Here is a 19273-nt window from a genome sequence, read left to right as displayed (position 1 = left end):
CCGCCCCTACAGCCGGAAGCCGAGGTCGGGGGTGACCTCCAGGACGTCCATCTGCGCCTTCTGGAGCCGTCCCGAGGTGTCCCAGTTCATCGACTGCCAGCGGGTGAACTGGTCCAGCACCCACATGCCCGACTGGCGGCTGCCGTTGCCGGAGCGCCCGTTCCCGCCGAACGGGAGGTGCGCCTCCGCGCCGGACGTGGAGTTGTTGACGCTCACCATCCCGGCCGAGATCCGCCGCCGGAAGGCGAAGACCTTCGCCGGGTCGGCGGTGTAGATCGACGCGGAGAGGCCGTAGCCGGGGGCGTTGGCGAGCGCGATCGCCTCGTCCGGCGTCCGGTACGCGGTGACGCCGATGATCGGTCCGAAGGCCTCGTTCATGAAGAGCTCGTCGCCCGGCCCCACCCCGTCGACGATCACGGGGTGGTAGAACAGCCCCGCCTCCGGGTCCCCGAGGAAGCCCTCCCGCGGCGCCGCCGCCGTGATCCGCCCGGTGGCGGACGACCCGTGCACGGTGTGGCCGGGGCCGATCCAGCCGAGGACCTTCTCGAAGCCGTCCGCGAACCGCTCGCTGATCAGCGGTCCGAACAGGACGTCGCCGGCCGGGTCGCCGACGGCCGCGGCCCGCGTCGCCGCGTCCAGCAGCCGGAGGAACTCCCCGTGCACCGACTCGTGGACGATCGCGGTCCCGAGGGAGGTGCAGCGCTGCCCGGCCGTCCCGAACCCCGAGAACAGGGCGCCCTCGACGGCGAGCGGCAGGTCGGCGTCCTCGGCGACGACCATCGGGTTCTTGCCGCCGAGCTCCAGGCACGGCGTCTGGAGGTGGCGGCCGCACAGCTCCCCGATCCGCGACCCGACCCCGGTGGAGCCGGTGAAGCCGACCTTGTCGACGAGGCCCTCGCCGAGGGCCTGTTCGAGCCCGCGGAACGTCTCCGGGCCGTCCGCGTACACGACGTTGAGGACGCCGTCCGGCAGGCCCGCGTGCGCGAACAGCTCGTAGAACGCCTCGGCGCAGGCCGCCGCGTACTCGGCGGGCTTCCACACGACCGCGTTCCCGCACAGCAGCGCGGGGACGATGTACCAGGACGGCACCGCGACGGGGAAGTTCCCCGCCGTGACGACGGCGACGACGCCGACCGGGTCCCGGAAGGTGAACAGCTGCTTGTCGGGCATCTCCGAGGGGACGGTCTGCCCGTACAGCCGCCGGCCCTCCCCGAGGAAGAACGCGCAGGTGTCGGCGATCTCCTGCACCTCGCCGAGGGCCTCGGCGTACGGCTTGCCGACCTCCCTGGTGACGATCCCGGCGAGCGCCGCCTTGTTGGCCTCGACGAGCCGGCCGATCGCGGCGACGACCTGCCCGCGGACGGGGGCGGGCACGTCCCGCCAGGCGTCCTGCGCCCCGCGGGCGGTCCGGCAGGCGCGGACGAGGTCGCCGGCGTCCGCGAGGGACACCTCGGCGACCGTCTCGGACGTGCGGGACGGGTCGGTGGAGCGGTACGAGCGCGGTCCCGCCGGGAGCCGGGCGCCGCCGATGACGGAGGAGAGCACGGTCCCAGCCTGAACGGGCCGTCTGCCCGAGCCAAGATCGGGCAGAGCACGGCTTCCTTACCGCGAGGCCAAGCCGGGCTGAGGCTCACCGGGAGGCCTCGGTAAGCGATCCTTGGGCAACTCCCAACCGGTTCGCGGCCTCGCGCGGCTTGGCCGGGGCCGGGGCGGCGGCCGATGCTCGACACGCGTCCCGATCCGCCCGCAGGAGCACGCATGCCCGAGCCCGCCGACGTCCACTTCCTCGAGACGGCCGCGACCCTCGTACCGTCCGGCGCGCCGGCCCCGCCGGGCGGGCTCGACGGCGAGCGCTGCCTGGAGCTGTTCGACGCGCAGCTCGGCAGCCGGCACCTGGACCTGGCGGCCCGCAGACTCCAGGCCCGGGGCCGGGGTTTCTACACGATCGGCTCCGCCGGCCATGAGGGGAACGCGGCCGTCGCCGCCGCCCTCCGCCCGGACGACCCGGCGCTCCTGCACTACCGGTCGGGCGCGTTCTTCCTGGAGCGCGCACGCCAGGTCCCGGACCGGAACCCACTGCGCGACGTCCTGCTCGGGCTGGTCGCCGCCGCCGAGGAGCCGATCGCGGGCGGGCGCCACAAGGTGTTCGGGAGCCGTCCGCTGAACATCATCCCCCAGACCTCCACCATCGCCTCGCATCTCCCGCGCGCGCTCGGCGTGGCCTTTGCGATCGAACGCGCCGCCCGGCTCGGGCTGGACTCGCCATGGCCGCGCGACGCGGTCACGGTGTGCGGCTTCGGGGACGCCTCCGCCAACCACTCCACGGCCGCGGGCGCGATCAACGCCGCCGTCAACTGCGGCTACCAGGGGCTTCCCCTGCCGCTCCTGTTCGTCTGCGAGGACAACGGGCTCGGTATCAGCGTCCGCACCGCGCCCGGGTGGATCCACGCCGCCTACGGCTCGCGGCCCGGTCTCGCCTACTTCCACGCGGACGGCTGCGACCTCGCCGACGCGCACGCCGTGTCGGTGCGGGCGGCCGGCTGGGTCCGCGAGCACCGCCGCCCCGCCTTCCTCCACCTGCGGACCGTCCGCCTCATGGGGCACGCGGGCTCGGACGTCGAGTCGTCCTACCGGACCCCCGCCGAGATCGCCTCGGACCTGGAGCGCGATCCGCTGCTGCGGACCGCGCGCCTCCTCGTCGACACCGGCGCCGCGACCGCGGAGGACGTCGTCGGGCTCTACGAGGCCAAGCGCGCCGAGGTCATGGCGCTGGCGGAGGAGGTCGCGGGTGCGCGCCGCCTGTCGTCGGCCGCGGAGGTCATGGCGCCGCTCCGGCCCGCCGGGCCCGCGGGGCGCGCGGAGCCCGCGGAGGGGGAGCCGGTGACGGTGGCGCAGGCGATCAACCGGACGCTCGGCGATCTGCTGGACGAGCGGCCGGGAGCGGTCGTGTTCGGGGAGGACGTGGCGCGCAAGGGCGGCGTGTACGGCGTCACGCGCGGGTTCATGAAGCGGGCCGGGGCGGCGCGGGTGTTCGACACGATCCTGGACGAGCAGTCGGTCCTCGGCCTCGCGCTCGGGTTCGGGACGGCCGGGATGCTGCCGGTCCCGGAGATCCAGTACCTCGCCTACCTGCACAACGCCCTGGACCAGATCCGGGGCGAGGCGGCGACGCTGCCGTTCTTCTCGTCCGGGCGGTACCGCAACCCGATGGTCGTGCGGATCGCCGGATACGCCTACCAGAAGGGGTTCGGCGGCCACTTCCACAACGACAACGCCGTGGCCGCCCTGCGCGACATCCCCGGGCTCGTCGTCGCCTCGCCGGCCCGCCCCGACGACGCCGCGGGGATGCTGCGCGCGTGCGCGGACGCCGCCGAGCACGACGGCCGCGTCTGCGTGTTCCTGGAGCCGATCGCGCTCTACCACCTCCGCGACCTGCACCAGGACGGCGACGGCGGCTGGCTGGCCCCCGCCGGGGGAACGGTCCCGATCGGGCGCGCCCGCACCTACGGGGACGGCGGCGACCTCACCATCGCCACCTTCGCCAACGGCCTGCGCATGAGCCTGCGGGCGGCCCGCCGGCTGGAGGCCGCGGGCGTGCGGTGCCGGGTGGTCGACCTGCGCTGGCTGGCGCCGCTGCCGGTCGAGGACCTGCTCCGCGAGGCCCGCGCCACCGGCGCCGTCCTGGTCGCGGACGAGACGCGGCGTACCGGCGGCGTGTCCGAGGGCGTCCTGGCCGCGCTCGCCGACGCCGGGTTCCGGGGGCGGGCGGCCCGGGTCGCGAGCGAGGACAGCTTCATACCGCTGGGGGACGCCGCCTACCACGTCCTGCTGTCGGAGGGCGCCATCGAGGACGCGGCGCGCGAGCTGCTCACGTCGCCTCGATGACCGGGTCGCCGCCCAGGTAGGCGGCCTTCACCCGGTCGTCTTGGGCGAGCGCCGACGCCGGCCCCTCCAGCACGATCCGGCCGGTCTCCAGGACGTAGGCGCGGTCGGCGAGGCGGAGGGTCTGGTGGGCGTTCTGCTCGACGATCAGGACCGTGGCGCCCTGGTCGCGGATCTCCCGGACGACCCGGAGGACCTGCTGCGCCGTCCGCGGCGCCAGCCCCATCGTCGGCTCGTCCAGGGCGAGCAGGCGCGGCCGCAGCATCAGCGCCCGGCCGATGGCGAGCATCTGCTGCTCGCCGCCCGACAGCAGCCCGGCGGGCTGCCCGCGCCGCTCGCCGAGGCGCGGGAACATCGCGTAGACCTCCTCGCGGCGGGCCGCGACGGCGGCGCGGTCGCGGCGCCGCAGGTAGCCGCCGAGCAGCAGGTTCTCGGCGACGGTCAGGGCGGGGAACACGCGCCGCCCCTCCGGGACGTGCCCGAGCCCGGCCGCGACGACCCTGTGCGCGGCCAGCCGGGTGATGTCGCGGCCGTCGAACTCGACCCGGCCCGACCTGGCGCGGTGCAGGCCGGTGACCGTCCGCAGCGCGGTGGTCTTGCCCGCGCCGTTGCTGCCGAGCAGCGCGACGATCTCGCCCTCGCCGACCTCGAAGGAGATCCCCGACAGCGCCTCGACCTGCCCGTACCGGCTGCGCAGGTCGCTCACCCGCAGGAGCGTCACCGCAGCACCTCCGTGACGAGGTCGGTCTCCGGGTCGTCCGGCACGCCGAGGTAGGCGGCGATGACCCGCTGGTCCTCCTGGATCTCGGCCGGCGGCCCCACCGCGATGGTCCGCCCGTGCTCCAGCACCGTCACCCGGTCGGAGATCGACATGACCAGCGCGACGTCGTGCTCGATCAGCACCACGGCCGTGCCGCGCGAGCCGATGCGGGCGATCAGGTCCATCAGCGCCCGCTTCTCGGTCGGGTTCGCGCCCGCCGCGGGCTCGTCCAGCAGCAGGACGCGCGGGTCGCCCGCGAGCGCCCGCGCGATCTCCAGCCGGCGCCGGTCGCCGTAGGCGAGCGCGCCCGCCGGGCGGTCGGCCGCCTCCAGCAGCCCGACGAAGTCCAGGCAGCGGCGCACCGCGTCCAGGTCGCCGCGCGACGGCGGCCGCAGCAGGGCCCGGTCGCGGGCGAACCGGCCGATCAGCACGTTTTCGGCGACGGTCATCTCCTCGAACAGCCGGATGCTCTGGAACGTGCGCGCGAGCCCGGCGGCGGCGACCCGGTGCGGGGCGAGTCCGCGGACGTCGCGCCCGGCGAGCACGACCGTCCCGGCCGACGGAGAGATCATCCCGGTCACGCAGTTGAACGCGGTGGTCTTGCCCGCGCCGTTGGGGCCGATCACGCTGACGACCTGCCCGGCGTCGGCGCGCAGGGCGAGCCCGTCCACGGCCGTGACGCCGCCGAAGCGGCGGGACAGGCCGTCCACCTCCAGCAGCGTGCCCCGCGCGGCCGGCGGCTCCGGCGCGGGCCCCGCCCGCTCGGGCAGCCGCAGGCGGCGCGGACGGTACGGCCACACCCCCTGCGGCCGCAGCAGCACGATCAGGATGAGCAGCAGCGCGAAGAACAGCCCCCGGTACTCCTGGACGGTGCGCAGCACCTCCGGCAGCGCGACGATCACGACGGCGCCGACCATCACGCCGGGCCGGCTGCCCATCCCCCCGATGATCACCACGAGCAGTATCATCAGCGAGGTCAGGAACGTGAAGCTGGAGGGGTCCACGGTGCCGAGCTGCGCGGCGTTGAGCGGTCCCGCGACCGCGCCGGTCATCGCGCCGAGCACGTACGCCAGCAGCTTCACCCGCCGCGCGGGGACGCCGACCGCCTCGGCGGCGGTGTCGTCGGCCCGGATGGCGCGCCAGGCGTAGGCGAGCCGCGACCGGGCCAGCAGCGCCGTCGCGGCCAGCACGACGGTGAAGAACGCGAGCGCCAGGTAGAAGAAGTCCTTCGGGGTGACGATCTCCCGCCCGCCGACCGTCACCGGAGGGATGCCGGTCAGGCCGTTCGGCCCCCCGGTCGTCTCCAGGTTGATCACGGTGATCCGGATGATCTCTCCGAAGCCGAGGGTGACGATCGCGAGGTAGTCGCTGCGCAGCCGCAGGGTCGGGTACCCGATGACCGCGCCGGCGACCGCGGCGGCGGCGACCGCGACCGGCAGCGTCGTCCAGAAGCCCCACTCCAGTTTCAGCATCAGCAGGCCGGAGGCGTACGCGCCGATCGCGAAGAACGCGGCGAACCCGAGGTCGAGAAGGCCCGCGTACCCGACGACGATGTTGATCCCGAGCCCGAGGATCGCGTAGATCAGGATCGTCCCCGCGACGGTCAGCGCGTAGTCGTCGAGGGTCTGCCCGGCGACCAGCGCCAGCGCGACCAGCAGCGGCCAGCCGCCGTACCGGGCGGCCGCCTCCCCGCCCGCGAGGCGCGGCGCCCGCGCCCTCACGCCCGCTCCACGACGCGCTCGCCGAACAGGCCGGTGGGTCTCAGCGCCAGCACCGCGATCAGCAGTCCGAAGATGATGACGTCCGTCCAGCGGGACGAGACGTACCCGGCGGAGAACGACTGGACGAGGCCGATGCACACGCCCGCGACCATCGTGCCCGGCAGGTTCCCGATGCCGCCGAGCACGGCCGCGGTGAACGCGCGCAGGCCGATGAGGAAGCCCATGCCGAAGCTGATCTGCACGTAGTACAGCCCGTACATGACGCCTGCCGCGCCCGCCAGCAGCGACCCGATGAAGAACGTCGTCAGGATCAGCCGCTCCACGTTGATGCCCTGCAGCCGGGCCGCGTCGCGGTCCATCGCAAGGGCGCGCATCGCGGTCCCCGTCACGGTGCGGGTGACGAACAGCCACAGCCCCGCCATCAGCGCCACCGACAGCACCACCAGTGTGAGCTGGCCCCAGGTGACGTGGACGGAGCCGTTGAGGATCCTGCCGCCGTCCAGCGCGTTCGGGTACGACTTGAACCGGGCGCTGGTGAGCACCTTGACGCCCTCCTCCAGCGCCAGCGACACCCCGATCGCGGCGATCAGCAGCGCGAGGCGCGGCGAGGCCAGCAGCGGGACGTAGGCGGCCCTGGCGATCCCGGTGCCGACCACGCCGGTGGCGAGCGCGCCCACCACGACGGCGGCGAGGACGGCGGGCAGCGCCATGCCGCCGGTCGTGCCGAGCGCGGTCAGCGTCCCGAAGCCGGCGAACGCGCCGATCATGAACACGTCGCCGTGCGCGAAGTTGATCAGCCGGACCACCCCGTAGATCATCGAGTAGCCCAGCGCGATCAGCGCGAGGAACGCCCCGATCGTCAGGCCGTTCACGAGGTACTGGACGAATTCGCTCATCGGGCCCCTGATCAGGAGGTCTTGGCGTCCACCCAGGTGGCGCCGGTCTCGTCGAGCTTCTTGTAGGCGGTGAACGCGCCGTTCTGGACCTGGACGGTGATGTACAGCGGGTCGGTCCGGTCGCCCTTCTCGTCGAAGGTGATGGGCCCCGTGATGCCCGGGAAGTCCTTGATCTTGTGGAGCGCCTCGGTGATCGCGGCGCCCCGGGTGGACCCGGCGTCGTCGATCGCCTTGGCGACGACCTTCACCGCGTCGTACTCGTACACCGAGAACGGGCCCGGGTCGGCCTTGTTGGCGGCCTTGTACGCCGAGACGAACTTCGCGGCGGCGGGCAGGTCCTTGGCGAGCGGCGCGGTCGTCGCGATGTAGCCGCCGGCCGCCGAGCCCGCGGTCTTCAGCACGGTGGAGTCGGTCGTGGCGTCCCCGCCCATGAGCGCGAACCTCAGCCCGAGCTGCTTGCGCTGCTTCATCAGCAGGCCCGCCTCGGCGAAGTAGCCGGTGAAGTACAGCACGTCCGGCCGCGCCGAGGCGATCTTGGTGAGGACGGGGCCGTAGTCGGACTGGCCCGGCTGCAGCGCGTTCTCGTAGACGACCTGGCCGCCCGCCTGCTTCGCCGAGTTCGCCGCGGCGTCCGCGAGGCCCTTGGCGTAGGTGGTGTTGTCGTGCAGCAGCGCGATGCGCCTGGCGCCGAGCGGCCCGGTCATGAACTTGGCCGCGACCAGGCCCTGGTTGTCGTCGCGTCCGCAGGTGCGGAACACCTTGCCCTTGCCGCTGTCGGTGAGGGACGGGTTGGTCGAGGCGTCCATCACGAACGGGACGCCGCGCCTGCCGTAGATCGGGATCGCGGGCACGGCGGCGCCCGAGCAGTACCCGCCGGCGACCGCCACGACCCCGCTGTTGAGCAGCTTCTGCGCGGCCTGCGCACCCTGCTGGGCGCTGCACTGGTCGTCGGCCTCCACGATCTGGATCTTGCGGCCGTCCACCCCGCCGGCCTTGTTGATCTCGTCGGCGGCGACCTTGGCCGCGGCGAGGATGTCCTGCCCGGCCGAGGCGGAGTCGCCGCTCAGCGGCGCCGGGACGCCGATCTTGATGGCGCCCGAGCCGCCGGAGCCGCCCGATCCGCAGCCGGCGGCCAGCGGGACGAGCAGCAGGCCGGCGCCCGCCGCGGTGAGCATCCGGAACCGGCGTCCGCGGTCCCGCGGGGTCATGGGGGTCATCGGCGGCTCTCCGTCGCTCGTGGCCGGCAGGTTCCTCGTGGTCCGGGATGGTGAAAGCGTGAAACGTCGCGGCACGGGCGTCGAGACGGGCAAGCATGCGATCTCATGCACTGATCGGTAAGCACCGCTTGCCCTTTCGCCACTCGACAGCGCGGCGCGGGGCCGACAAGGATCTTCCCCGTGGCCGGTGTCCTGCTGCTCTCCGCCGCCGACGTGCGCGCGGTGTTCGACCTGCCCGCCGCGATCGCCTCGCAGCGGGAGGCGTTCGCCGCGCTCGGCCGCGGGCGGGCGCGGCTCGCGCCCCGGGTGCTGCTGGACGGGCCGGACGGCGAGATCGCCTTCAGCTACGTCTCCCGCCTCCCCGGCGCAGGCGCGGTCGCCAAGTTCGGCAGCGTCACCCCCGGCAACGCGGCGCGGGGCCTGCCGACCGTGGCGGCGCTGGTGACCGTCCAGGACCCGGTGGACGGCCGGCCCGTCGCGATCATCGAGGGCGAGGCGGTGACGACGCCGCGCACGTCGGCGGCGAGCGCGGTGGCGGCCGACCACCTCGCCGTGCGCGGGGCGTCCCGCCTCGCGGTCGTCGGCTGCGGGGTCCAGGGCCGCGCGCACGTGCGGGCGATGGCCCTGGTCCGACCCCTCACCGAGGTGGCGATGACCTGCCGCCATCCGGACACCTGCACCGTCGCCTCCGAGCTCGCACGGGATCTGGAGATGCCGGTCGAGTCCGTCGCGTCCGCCCGCGACGCGGTCCGGGGCGCGCAGATCGTCGTCACCGCCACGACCAGCGCCGAGCCGGTCGTCCTCGGCTCGTGGCTCGAACCCGGCTGCACGGTCGTCAGCGTCGGCTCCTTCGCCCCGGACCGGGCGGAGGTGGACGGCGAGGTCCTCGCCCGCGCCGCCGCGGTCGTGGTGGACGACGTGGGGACCGCGCTGGAGCAGGCAGGTCCCGTCGTGGCCGCCGTGCGGGCGGGGGACCTGGACCCGGGCCGGGTGCGCCCGCTTGGCCCGGTCGTCGCCGGCCTCGCCGCCGGGCGCGGCTCGGACGACGAGATCGTCTTCTACAACAGCGTCGGCCTCGGCGTGCAGGACGCGGCGGCGGCCTCCGTCATCGTCGAGCGCGCCCGCGCCGCCGGCGCCGGGACGCCGGTGGACCTCTGACCCGCGCCCGCCCGCCGAGTACACTGACCGTTCGGTAGAGCGAACGCTGGACGAGTGACCGGACGAGGGGCGGGAGCGTGGGCGCGTCAGGGGAATCGGTGCGGGACGTGCTGGCCGGCAACCTGCGCCGCGCGCGGCTGGAGCTCGGGCTGTCGCTGTCGGAGCTGTCGCGCCGCTCGAAGATCGGCAAGGCGACGCTGTCGCAGCTGGAGGCGGGTGCCGGGAACCCCACGATCGAGACGGTGTTCAGCCTTTCGCGCGCGCTGGAGGTCCCCATCTCCGACCTGCTCGACCGCCAGGAGCCGTCCGGCCTGACGGTGGTGCGGGCGGCGGAGGTGGAGGTGCTGAGCGGGGAGGGCGTCGACCTGCGGCCGCTGCGCGGCATCGAGTCCGGCGGCGCCGTGTTCGAGGTGTACGACCAGCGGGTCAGGGCCGGCCGCAGGCAGGACTCGCTCGGCCATGTCGGGATGGAGCACACGGTCGTCCAGGCCGGGCGGCTCGCCGTTCGGGTGGACGACCGGGACGTCGAGCTCGGCCCGGGCGACTACGTCGGCTTCGACGCCCGCCTGCCGCACAGCTACACCGCGCTCGACGGGCCCGTCCGCTCCGTCCTGCTGCTCCAGTACAGCGCTGACCAGCGGCTTCATGCCACGACGGGCACACCCTCCCATCTGGTCGAAACCCCGTGAACCCGGAGCCGCCCGCGCGTTGACACCGCGCGCGGGGCGCGCCTACTCTCAGAACCGTTCGGTTTAACGAACGGCGATCGGGAGGGCCGATGACGCGGGTCGTGGTGCTGGGCGCCGGGATCATCGGCGCTGCCTGCGCCCGCGAGCTGGCCCTGGCGGGCTGCGCGGTCACCGTGGCCGACCGGGACGGCCCCGCGGCCGGGACCACCGCCCACGGCGAGGGCAACGTGCTGGTCTCCGACAAGGGGCCGGGCCCCGAACTGGAGCTGGCGCGGCTCTCGCGCGAGCTGTGGCCCGCCGTCCTGGACGGCGACCCGAACGCCGCCGGCGCGGAGTGGGACGCCAAGGGCGGCATCGTCGTCGCCACCACCCCCGCGGGCGCCGAGGCGCTGACGGAGTTCGCCGGCGCCCAGCGCGAGGCCGGGGTCCGCGCCGAGGAGCTGGACGCCCCCGCCCTCGCCGCCGCCGAGCCCCACCTGACGCGGGACTTCGCCAAGGCGGTCCACTACCCGGAGGACGCGCAGGTCCAGCCCGCCGGCGCCGCCACCGCCCTGCTGGCCGCCGCCGTGCGCGCCGGCGCCGTCCTGCGCACCGGGTGCGAGGTGCTCGGCGCGGTCCGGCGCGGGGGCCGCCTCTCCGGCGTCCGCACCTCCGGCGGGACGATCGGGGCCGACGCCGTCGTCAACGCGGCCGGGCCCTGGGCGGGCGAGGTCGCCGCGCGGCTCGGCGTCCGGCTCGGCGTCCGGCCCCGCCGCGGCGAGGTCCTGGTGACCGCGCCGATGCCGCCGACCGTCTTCCACAAGGTGTACGACGCCGGCTACGTGGGCGCGGTCGGCAGCGGAGCGGGGGAGTTGCGGGCCTCCGCCGTCGTGGAGTCGACCCGGGCCGGGACGATCCTGCTCGGCTCCTCGCGCCGCCGCGTCGGGTTCGACGACCGGCTCCGGCCCGAGGTGCTGTCGGTCATCGCGGCCAAGGCGCTGCGGCTGTTCCCGTCCCTGGCCGGGGTGCCGGTGATGCGCGCCTACGGCGGGTTCCGCCCGTACGTCGACGACCACCTGCCCGTCATCGGCCCCGACCCGCACCTGGAGGGCCTCTGGCACGCCACCGGGCACGAGGGCGCGGGGATCGGCCTGTCCACCGGGACCGCCGCCGTGCTGCGCGACCTCATGCTCGGCCGCGCGCCCGCGATCGACGCGGAGCCGTTCCGCGCGGACCGGCCCGCAGTCCAGTGCGAGGGGGAGACCCGATGAGCGCGCGACTCGTGCCCGCCGCGGCCGACCGGACCGGGCGCCGCCCCGACGTCCCGCTGCGGATCACCGTGGACGGCGAGCCCGTGGACGGGGTCGCCGGGCAGACCCTCGCCGGTGTGCTGCTGGCGGCGGGCCGCCGCATCTGGCGGTACGGCCCGTCGGGCGCGCCGCGCGGCGTGTTCTGCGGGATCGGCGCCTGCTTCGACTGCCTGCTCACCGTCAACGGGGTCCGCGACGTGCGGGCCTGCCGCCGCCGCGCCCGCGACGGCGACGCCGTCGAGACCCAGTCCCGGGACGTCCGGTGACCCGGCACGTCGTGGTCGTCGGCGCCGGGCCGGCGGGCCTCGGCGCGGCGGCGGGCGCCCTGCGCGCCGGGGCGCGCGTCACGCTGGTCGACGCGGCGGAGGAGCCCGGCGGCCAGTACCACCGCGCACCGCCCGCCGCGTTCGGCGCCGCCCGCCCCGGCCGCCCGCACCACCGATGGCGCGGCTTCGAGCGGCTGCGCGACCGGGTGCTCGGCCATCCGCGCTGCGACTGGTGGCCCGAGAGCGCCGTCTGGTCCCTCGAACGCGCCGGGCAGGGGCCGCCGCACGTCCACGTGCTGCGAGGCGAGGCCGACGGGGCGGAGCGGGAGCGGCACGTCCTGCGCCCGGACGCGCTGGTCCTCGCGCCGGGCGCGCACGACCGCGTCCTTCCGTTCCCCGGCTGGGAGCTGCCCGGCGTCTGCACCGCCGGTGCCGCCCAGGCGCTGGTGAAGGGGGAGCGCCTGGTCATCGGCGACCCCGTGCTGATCGCCGGTTCCGGACCGTTCCTGCTCCCGGTCGCCGCGTCGCTGCTCGAGGCGGGCGCCACCGTCCTCGGGGTGCTGGAGGCGAACACCGCCGCCACCGTGGCGCGCGGCTGGGCCGCGCGCCCGTGGGGGCTGGCGCCGGAGGCGGGCAAGGCGGGGGAGCTGGCCGGGTACGCGGGGCTCCTGGCCCGCCACCGCGTCCCGTACCGGACGGGCCGCGCCGTGATCGGGGCCCGGGGCGACGGGCGCGTCGAAGAGGCGGTCACGGCGCGGCTCCACCGCGACTGGTCGGTCGTCCCCGGCACCGAGCGGACCGTCGCGGTGGACGCGCTCTGCGTCACCCACGGTTTCAGCCCGCAGCTCGAACTGCCGGTCGCCGCCGGCTGCCGGCTGCGCGGCGACGCCCGCGCCGCGTTCACCGAGGTCGACGCCGGCCAGCGCACCACCGTCCCCGGCGTCTACGCGGCGGGGGAGATCACCGGCATCGCCGGGGCGCCCGCCGCCCGCGCCGAGGGGCTGCTCGCCGGCTGGGCGGCCGGGGGAGGCGACCCCGGCGACCGCGCGGCCGCCGCCCTGCGCCGCCGCCGCGACCAGGCCCGCGCCTTCGCCCGCCGGCTCGCCGCCGCGCACCTGATCGGCGCGGCGTGGCCCGGCTGGCTGCGCCCGGACACGATCGTCTGCCGGTGCGAGGAGACCGCCTACGGGACCCTTCTGCGCGCGGCGGAGGGAACGGCCGCAGGCTCGCCCCGCGCCGTGAGGCTCGCCACCCGCGCCGGCCTCGGCCCGTGCCAGGCCCGCGTCTGCGGCCCCACCGCGGCCGAGCTGCTCGGCGACCGCGCGGGCGGGGGACACCACAGGCCCGTCGCCCAGCCCATCCGCCTCGGCGAACTCGCGAACCCTCCGGTCGAGGACCCCGACAAGAAGGAGAGCGCTCGATGAGCGACAGCAGGCTCCAGAGCCTGGGCGGCGTCATCGTGGCGACGGCCCTGCCCTACCGCGAGGACGCCGCCGCCCCCGCGGGGCTGGCCGTCGACCTCGACCGGTACGCCGAGCACTGCCGCTGGCTCGTCGGCAGCGGCTGCCGCGGCGTCGGCCCGAACGGCTCGCTCGGCGAGTACTCCTCGCTGACCGACGACGAGCGCCGCCGCGTCGCCCGCACCGCCGTCGAGGCGGTCGGCCGGGACGGCGTCGTCGTGGTCGGCGTGCACGGCCCCGGCTCCCACCAGGCCCGGCACTGGGCGCAGCTCGCGGCCGAGGACGGCGCCGACGGCGTGCTGTGCCTGCCGCCGACGATGTACCGGGCCAACCGCGGCGAGGTCGTCGCGCACTTCGAGGCCGTCGCGTCGGTCGGCCTGCCGGTCATGGTCTACAACAACCCCGTCGACACCAAGGTCGACCTCACCCCGGACCTGCTCGCCGAGATCGCCCAGATCGACGGCGTCGTCGCGGTCAAGGAGTTCTCCGGCGACGTCCGCCGCGTCCTGGAGATCCGGGAGAAGGCCCCCGGCCTGGAGGTCGTCGCGGGCGCCGACGACGTCACCCTCGAAGCGCTGCTGATGGGCGCGACGGGGTGGTTCGCGGGCTTCCCCAACGTCTTCCCCGCCGAGTCGGCGCTGCTGTACGAGCTCGCCACCGCCGGGAGGCTGGAGGAGGCCCGCGCCCTGTACGAGCCGCTCGTCGCCGCGTTCCGCTGGGACTCGCGCACCGAGTTCGTCCAGGCGATCAAACTCGGCATGGACATGGTCGGCCGGTACGGCGGTCCCTGCCGTCCGCCGCGCGGCCCGCTCGTGCCCGGGCACCGCGCCGCCGTCACCGCCGACATGGACCGCGCGATCGAGGCGCTCGCGCGGCGGCGGGCCGCCTGATGCGCTCGGCCCGGTCGATCAGCGCGGTCGACTCCCACACCGAGGGGATGCCGACGCGCGTCGTCACCGGCGGCGTCGCGCCCATCCCGGGCGCCACGATGGCCGAGCGGCGCCGCCACGCCGCGGAGCACCTCGACGGCCTGCGCCGCTTCCTCGTGGACGAGCCGCGCGGCCACCCCGCGATGAGCGGTGCCCTGCTCCAGCCCCCCACCCGGCCGGACGCCGACTGGGGCGTCGTCTACATCGAGGTCAGCGGGTTCCTGCCCATGTGCGGGCACGGCACCATCGGCGTCGCGACCGTCCTGGTCGAGACCGGGATGGTGGAGGTGACCGAGCCGGAGACGATCGTGCGGCTGGACACCCCGGCCGGTCTCGTCGAGGCCCGCGTCGCGGTGCGCGACGGCGCCGCCGAGCACGTCACGCTCCGCAACGTCGCGTCGTTCGCGCTCCGGCAGGACGCCGTGGTCAGCGTGCCCGGGCTGGGGGACGTCCGCTACGACATGGCCTACGGAGGCAACTTCTACGCCATCACCGAGCTCGAACCGCTCGGGCTGCCGTTCGACCGGACCCGCAAGGACGACATCCTCCGCGCCGGGCTCGCGATCATGGAGGCGGTCAACGAGACCGACCGGCCCGTCCACCCCGCGGACCCCCTGATCGGAGGGTGCAAGCACGTCCAGTTCCTCGCGCCCGGGTCGGACGCCAGGCGCTCCCGGAACGCGATGGCCATCCATCCGGGATGGTTCGACCGGTCGCCGTGCGGCACCGGCACGTCCGCCCGCATGGCTCAGCTGCACGCCCGAGGCGAGCTGCCGCTGCACAGCGAGTTCGTCAACGAGTCGTTCATCGGCACCCGCTTCACCGGGCGCCTGGTCGGCACCGCCGAGGCCGGCGGCCTGCCCGCGGTGATCCCCGAGTTCACCGGGCGGGCCTGGATCACCGGAACCGCCACCTACCTGCTCGACCCCGCCGACCCCTTCCCCGAGGGCTTCGTCCTCTAGGAGCGGCCGGCCCGCGCCCCACGCAACGAGGACGAAGGGAGTCCCCATGACACCGGACCAGGCCGTGTCCGCGGCGGTCGCCGCCGCGCCAGGCTGGGCCGCGTCGCCGCCGGCCGAGCGCGCCGCCCGCCTGGCGGCGGTCGCGGACGCGCTGGAGGCCGCCCGCGAGGAGCTGGTCGCCCTCGCGGGCGAGGAGAGCCGCCTCGGGCCCGCGCGCCTGAACGGCGAGCTGACCCGCACCACGTTCCAGCTGAGGCTGTTCGCCGAGCAGGTCCTGGAGGGCGCCTTCCACGACGCCCGCATCGACCGGCCGGACCCGGACTGGCCCACCGGTCCGCGACCCGACCTGCGCCGCTGCCGGACCGCTCTCGGCCCGGTGCTGGTGTTCGCGGCGAGCAACTTCCCGTTCGCCTTCAGCGTCGCCGGCGGCGACACCGCCTCGGCCTGGGCGGCGGGCTGCCCCGTCGTCGTCAAGGCGCATCCCGGCCACCCCCGGCTGTCGCGCCGGACGGCGGAGGCGATCGCCGGCGCGGGGCTCCCGGACGGCGTGTTCGCCCTGATCGAGGGCGAGGAGGCCGGGGTCGAGGCCCTGCGGCATCCCGGCCTCGCCGCCGCCGCGTTCACCGGCTCCCAGCGGGGCGGCCTCGCCCTGGCGAGGATCGCGGCGCAGCGGCCGGAGCCGATCCCGTTCTACGGCGAGATGGGCAGCGTCAACCCGGCCGTGGTGACGCCCCTCGCGGCCGAGGCGCGTGCGGAGGAGATCGCCGAGGGGTACGCGGCCTCCCTCACGCTGGGGGCGGGCCAGTTCTGCACGAACCCCGGCCTGCTGTTCGCGCCCGCCGGGCTGCCGGACCGCGTCGCGGCGCACCTCCGCGGGGCCGCCGCCGCGCCGATGCTCAACGAGCGCATCGCCTCCGGTTACCTGGCCGCGGCGGACGCGCTGGGGTCCCGGCCCGGCGTGCGCCGCCTCGTGTGGCCGGACGAGGAGGACGCGCCGGCCCCGCGCCTGCTCACCATGGACCTGGCGGCGTTCAGGGCCGACATCGACGCCGCCGCGGAGGAGTGCTTCGGACCGCTCGGCCTCGCCGTCACCTACGAGAGCCTCGACGACGTCGCGGACGCCGTGGCGGCGCTGCCGGGGCAGCTGACCGCGTCGCTGCACGCGGAGCCGGAGGAGGCGGGCGGCCTCGCCCCGCTCGCCGCCGTGCTGGCGGGGCGCAGCGGCCGCGTCCTGTGGAACCAGTGGCCCACCGGCGTCTCCGTCACCCACGCGATGCAGCACGGCGGACCGTACCCCGCCACGACGGCGCCCGCGGCCACCTCGGTCGGCCCGGCCGCGATCGAGCGGTTCCTGCGGCCCGTCGCCTACCAGGGATGGCCGCAGGACCTGCTCCCGCCGCCGCTCCGCGACGACAACCCGTGGAAGGTCCCCCAGGCCGTCCGCTGAGCCGCTCCCGGTCCGCCGCCCACGTCGGGCCGGGGCGCAGTCAGCCGACCCAGACGGTCTTGGCGTTGCAGAAGGCGCGCAGGCCGTCCGCCGACAGCTCGCGCCCGTACCCGGAGCGCTTGACCCCGCCGAACGGCAGCTCGGGGTAGGAGGTCGTCATCCCGTTGACGAACACCTGCCCGGCGTCCAGCTCCCGGACGAACAGCTCCCGCTCGCCGTCGTCGCGCGTCCAGGCGTTGGAGCCGAGCCCGAAGCCCGTGGCGTTGGCGACCTCGACGGCCTCCGCGGCCCCGTTCACGCGCAGCAGCGTCGCGACCGGCGCGAAGACCTCCTCGTGGTACATCCGCATCTCGGGCGTCACCCCGGAGACCACCGTCGGCGGGTAGTACCAGCCGGGCCCGTCCGGGCGCTCGCCGCCGCACAGCACCGTCGCGCCCTTGGCGACCGCGTCGGCGACGAGCTCCTCGGCCTCGGCGCGGCCCTGCTCGCTGACGAGCGGGCCGACGTCGGTGGCCTCGTCCATCGGGTCCCCGACGCGCTTGGCGCGCATGTGCTCCACGAACAGCCGCTCGAACTCGTCGGCGCAGCCGGTGTCGACGATGAAGCGCTTGGCCGAGATGCAGCTCTGCCCGTTGTTGAGGCAGCGGGACTCCGCCGCCGTGCGCGCCGCGGCCTCCAGGTCGGCGGACGGCATCACCACGAACGGGTCGCTGCCGCCGAGCTCCAGCACCGTGGGCTTGATCTCGTCCCCGGCGATCGAGGCGACCGACCGCCCGGCGGGCTCGCTGCCGGTGAGCGTCGCCGCCTTCACCCGCGGGTCGCGCAGCACCCGCTCGACCTTCGCCGAGCCGATCAGCAGCGTCTGGAACGCGCCTTCGGGGAACCCGGCGCGGCGGAACAGGTCCTCCAGGAACAGCGCCGTCTGGGGGACGTTGGAGGAGTGCTTCAGCAGCCCCACGTTCCCCGCCATCAGCGCCGGCGCCGCGAACCTGATCACCTGCCACAGCGGGAAGTTCCACGGCATGACCGCCAGCACCGGCCCGAGCGGCTCGTAGCGGACGTAGGCGTCGCTCGCGTTCACGTCCGCGGGGTCGGCGGGACGCCGCTCGGCCATGAACTCCGCCGCGTGCCCGGCGTAGTACCGGCACGCCTTCGCGCACTTCCGCGCCTCCGCCACCGCCGCCTTCAGCGTCTTGCCCATCTCGGTGGTCAGCATGGCGCCGATCTGGTCGGCGTCCCGGTCGAGGATGCCCGCCGCCGCGTTCATCCACTCCGCCCGCCGCTCCATCGGGACGGCGCGGTAGGAGGCGAACGTCTCCGCCGCCCGCGCGACGCGCCGGTCGACCTCCTCGTCGGCCAGCGCGTCGAAGGTCTTCTCGACCTCGCCCGTCGCGGGGTTGGTCGTGGCGATCGTCGTCATGTCCGGATGCTCCCTGGGTGTCGGGCTCGTTCACCCGGGACGTGCCCGAGGGGCCCTGCGGGAAACGCCCGCCGGGACCGGCGGTCAGCCGGGGACCACGCATACCGGCGAGGGGAGGGCCACGGGGGGTCCCGCCGGGGCGGGGACGCCGTCCGGCCCGATCCGGAAGGTCGCGACGCCGCCGCCGCGCTCGTTGGCCACGTGCATCCACTCGCCGTCCACGTGCAGGTCGCGCGGCCAGTGCCCGCCGGACGGGACGTCCGCGACGGGCGCCAGCGCCGCGCCGCCGTCCAGGACCCGGTGGGCCGTCACCACGTCCGTGCCGCGCATGGACGTGTAGACGTACCTGCCCCCGTCGCCCAGCTTGATCGCCGCGCCCTGGGCGGGGTCGCCCGACGGAGCGGCCGTCGCGGGGGACTCCGCCGCCGCCTCCAGGCGCGCGTACCCGTCGACCGGCCTCAGGACGAGGACGACCGCGGCCAGTTCCGCCAGCACGTGCACGTGCCCGCTCGGGTGGACGACCAGGTGCCGCGGCCCGCACCCGGCCGGTAGGGCCGTCTCCCCGGCGAGCCGCAGGGCGCCGCCCTCGAACCGGAAGGACCGCACGAGGTCCGCTCCGAGGTCGGTCGCCAGGACGGTCCCGTCCGGAGCAGAGACGACCATATGGGCGTGCGGGCCCTCCTGGCGGTCCGCCCTCGGCCCCCTGCCGTGCCCCTCCACCACGCCGGGGTCGCCGGCGAACCCGCCGTCGGGCCCGAGCGGGTAGGCCCTGACGGTCCCGGACCCGTAGTCGGCGACGAGGAGGCGCCCGCCGTCCGGAGCGACCGACAGGTGGCAGGGCAGTGCCCCGGCCTCGCGCTCGCCGAGCCCCTTCAGCCGCGCGCCGGCCACCTCGTATGCCGCGACGCCGCCGGGCTCCTCCTCCCGGACCGCGTAGAGGACCTTCCTGGTCGGGTGGACGGCCAGGTACGAGGGGCACACCGCCTCCGCCGCGAGCCCGTCCGCCCGCAGCGCGCCGTCCGCTCCGCGCACGACCCGGTAGATCCCGGCGCCGCCGCCGGCCTCGCCGGTGTACGTGCCCACCCAGAACGCCCGCTCGCCCACTCGGGACCCCCTCGAAACGCGATCCGCCCGCCCTGCGCGGCCGAGGCCGAGCCTAGCCCCGGCCATGATCGCG

General features: G+C 75.6%; 16 protein-coding genes. 9 read left to right on the top strand and 7 right to left on the bottom strand.

Annotation, left to right across the window (positions count from 1 at the left end):
• Window positions 1-6: 6 nt before the first annotated feature.
• Window positions 7-1545 (bottom strand): aldehyde dehydrogenase family protein, encoded by a 1539-nt coding sequence (locus FKD65_RS02790; RefSeq protein WP_141575988.1) that lies wholly within the window; start codon window positions 1543-1545, stop codon window positions 7-9.
• 213 nt (window positions 1546-1758) lie between these two features.
• On the opposite strand from FKD65_RS02790, the gene FKD65_RS02785 reads away from it, so the two are divergent.
• Window positions 1759-3885, top strand: a complete 2127-nt coding sequence (locus FKD65_RS02785) for a thiamine pyrophosphate-dependent enzyme (protein ID WP_141575987.1) — start codon at window positions 1759-1761, stop codon at window positions 3883-3885.
• On the opposite strand, the gene FKD65_RS02780 is transcribed toward FKD65_RS02785, so the two are convergent.
• The 4 genes from FKD65_RS02780 to FKD65_RS02765 are packed head-to-tail and all read right to left on the bottom strand — an operon-like array spanning window position 3869 to window position 8476.
• Window positions 3869-4603: an ABC transporter ATP-binding protein gene (locus FKD65_RS02780; RefSeq protein ID WP_141575986.1), complete on the bottom strand. Its 735-nt coding sequence runs from the start codon at window positions 4601-4603 to the stop codon at window positions 3869-3871. The two genes, FKD65_RS02785 and FKD65_RS02780, sit on opposite strands and share 17 nt — an antisense overlap.
• Complete coding sequence (locus FKD65_RS45325; protein WP_168220920.1) at window positions 4600-6363, bottom strand: ATP-binding cassette domain-containing protein; 1764 nt, start codon at window positions 6361-6363, stop codon at window positions 4600-4602. Before FKD65_RS45325 ends, FKD65_RS02780 begins: the two co-directional genes overlap by 4 nt.
• Window positions 6360-7259, bottom strand: coding sequence for a branched-chain amino acid ABC transporter permease (locus tag FKD65_RS02770; protein ID WP_141575984.1), 900 nt, complete (start codon window positions 7257-7259; stop codon window positions 6360-6362). Before FKD65_RS02770 ends, FKD65_RS45325 begins: the two co-directional genes overlap by 4 nt.
• A gap of 11 nt (window positions 7260-7270) precedes the next feature.
• Window positions 7271-8476 carry a branched-chain amino acid ABC transporter substrate-binding protein gene (locus FKD65_RS02765; protein ID WP_205718525.1) on the bottom strand — a complete coding sequence of 402 codons (1206 nt, stop codon included), beginning with the start codon at window positions 8474-8476 and terminating at the stop codon, window positions 7271-7273.
• Window positions 8477-8656: 180 nt separating this feature from the next.
• Between FKD65_RS02765 and FKD65_RS02760 the strand changes: the two genes are divergently transcribed.
• The 8 genes from FKD65_RS02760 to FKD65_RS02725 all read left to right on the top strand — a co-directional run bounded on the left by FKD65_RS02760 (window position 8657) and on the right by FKD65_RS02725 (window position 16676).
• On the top strand, window positions 8657-9634 hold the full coding sequence (locus tag FKD65_RS02760; RefSeq protein ID WP_205718524.1) for an ornithine cyclodeaminase family protein: 978 nt from the start codon (window positions 8657-8659) through the stop codon (window positions 9632-9634).
• Window positions 9635-9711: 77 nt separating this feature from the next.
• Window positions 9712-10323 (top strand): helix-turn-helix domain-containing protein, encoded by a 612-nt coding sequence (locus tag FKD65_RS02755; protein ID WP_141575983.1) that lies wholly within the window; start codon window positions 9712-9714, stop codon window positions 10321-10323.
• 89 nt (window positions 10324-10412) lie between these two features.
• Window positions 10413-11573 carry an FAD-binding oxidoreductase gene (locus FKD65_RS02750; protein WP_141575982.1) on the top strand — a complete coding sequence of 387 codons (1161 nt, stop codon included), beginning with the start codon at window positions 10413-10415 and terminating at the stop codon, window positions 11571-11573.
• Complete coding sequence (locus tag FKD65_RS02745) at window positions 11570-11878, top strand: (2Fe-2S)-binding protein (protein WP_141575981.1); 309 nt, start codon at window positions 11570-11572, stop codon at window positions 11876-11878. Before FKD65_RS02750 ends, FKD65_RS02745 begins: the two co-directional genes overlap by 4 nt.
• Complete coding sequence (locus FKD65_RS02740) at window positions 11875-13302, top strand: NAD(P)/FAD-dependent oxidoreductase (protein ID WP_141575980.1); 1428 nt, start codon at window positions 11875-11877, stop codon at window positions 13300-13302. The genes FKD65_RS02745 and FKD65_RS02740 overlap by 4 nt, the downstream gene beginning before the upstream one ends.
• Window positions 13299-14228, top strand: a complete 930-nt coding sequence (locus FKD65_RS02735) for a dihydrodipicolinate synthase family protein (RefSeq protein ID WP_141575979.1) — start codon at window positions 13299-13301, stop codon at window positions 14226-14228. The genes FKD65_RS02740 and FKD65_RS02735 overlap by 4 nt, the downstream gene beginning before the upstream one ends.
• Entirely contained in the window at window positions 14228-15229 is a 1002-nt protein-coding gene (locus FKD65_RS02730; protein WP_141575978.1) for a proline racemase family protein, read from the top strand. The genes FKD65_RS02735 and FKD65_RS02730 overlap by 1 nt, the downstream gene beginning before the upstream one ends.
• Before the next feature lie 46 nt (window positions 15230-15275).
• Window positions 15276-16676: an aldehyde dehydrogenase (NADP(+)) gene (locus tag FKD65_RS02725; RefSeq protein WP_141575977.1), complete on the top strand. Its 1401-nt coding sequence runs from the start codon at window positions 15276-15278 to the stop codon at window positions 16674-16676.
• A 40-nt stretch (window positions 16677-16716) separates the two neighbouring features.
• Here the strand turns inward: FKD65_RS02725 and FKD65_RS02720 are convergent, their stop codons facing one another.
• Together FKD65_RS02720 and FKD65_RS02715 are read right to left on the bottom strand one after the other, a co-directional pair.
• Window positions 16717-18096: an NADP-dependent succinic semialdehyde dehydrogenase gene (locus FKD65_RS02720; protein ID WP_141575976.1), complete on the bottom strand. Its 1380-nt coding sequence runs from the start codon at window positions 18094-18096 to the stop codon at window positions 16717-16719.
• Window positions 18097-18180: 84 nt separating this feature from the next.
• Window positions 18181-19200 carry a beta-propeller fold lactonase family protein gene (locus FKD65_RS02715; protein WP_240809937.1) on the bottom strand — a complete coding sequence of 340 codons (1020 nt, stop codon included), beginning with the start codon at window positions 19198-19200 and terminating at the stop codon, window positions 18181-18183.
• Window positions 19201-19273 lie beyond the last annotated feature (73 nt).

It is taken from the genome of Actinomadura sp. WMMA1423 (genome assembly GCF_006547145.1).
Classification (GTDB): Bacteria; Actinomycetota; Actinomycetes; order Streptosporangiales; family Streptosporangiaceae; genus Spirillospora.
The sequence above is the reverse complement of the archived record's forward strand: the minus strand, read 5'-3'. Positions and strand labels throughout refer to the sequence as shown.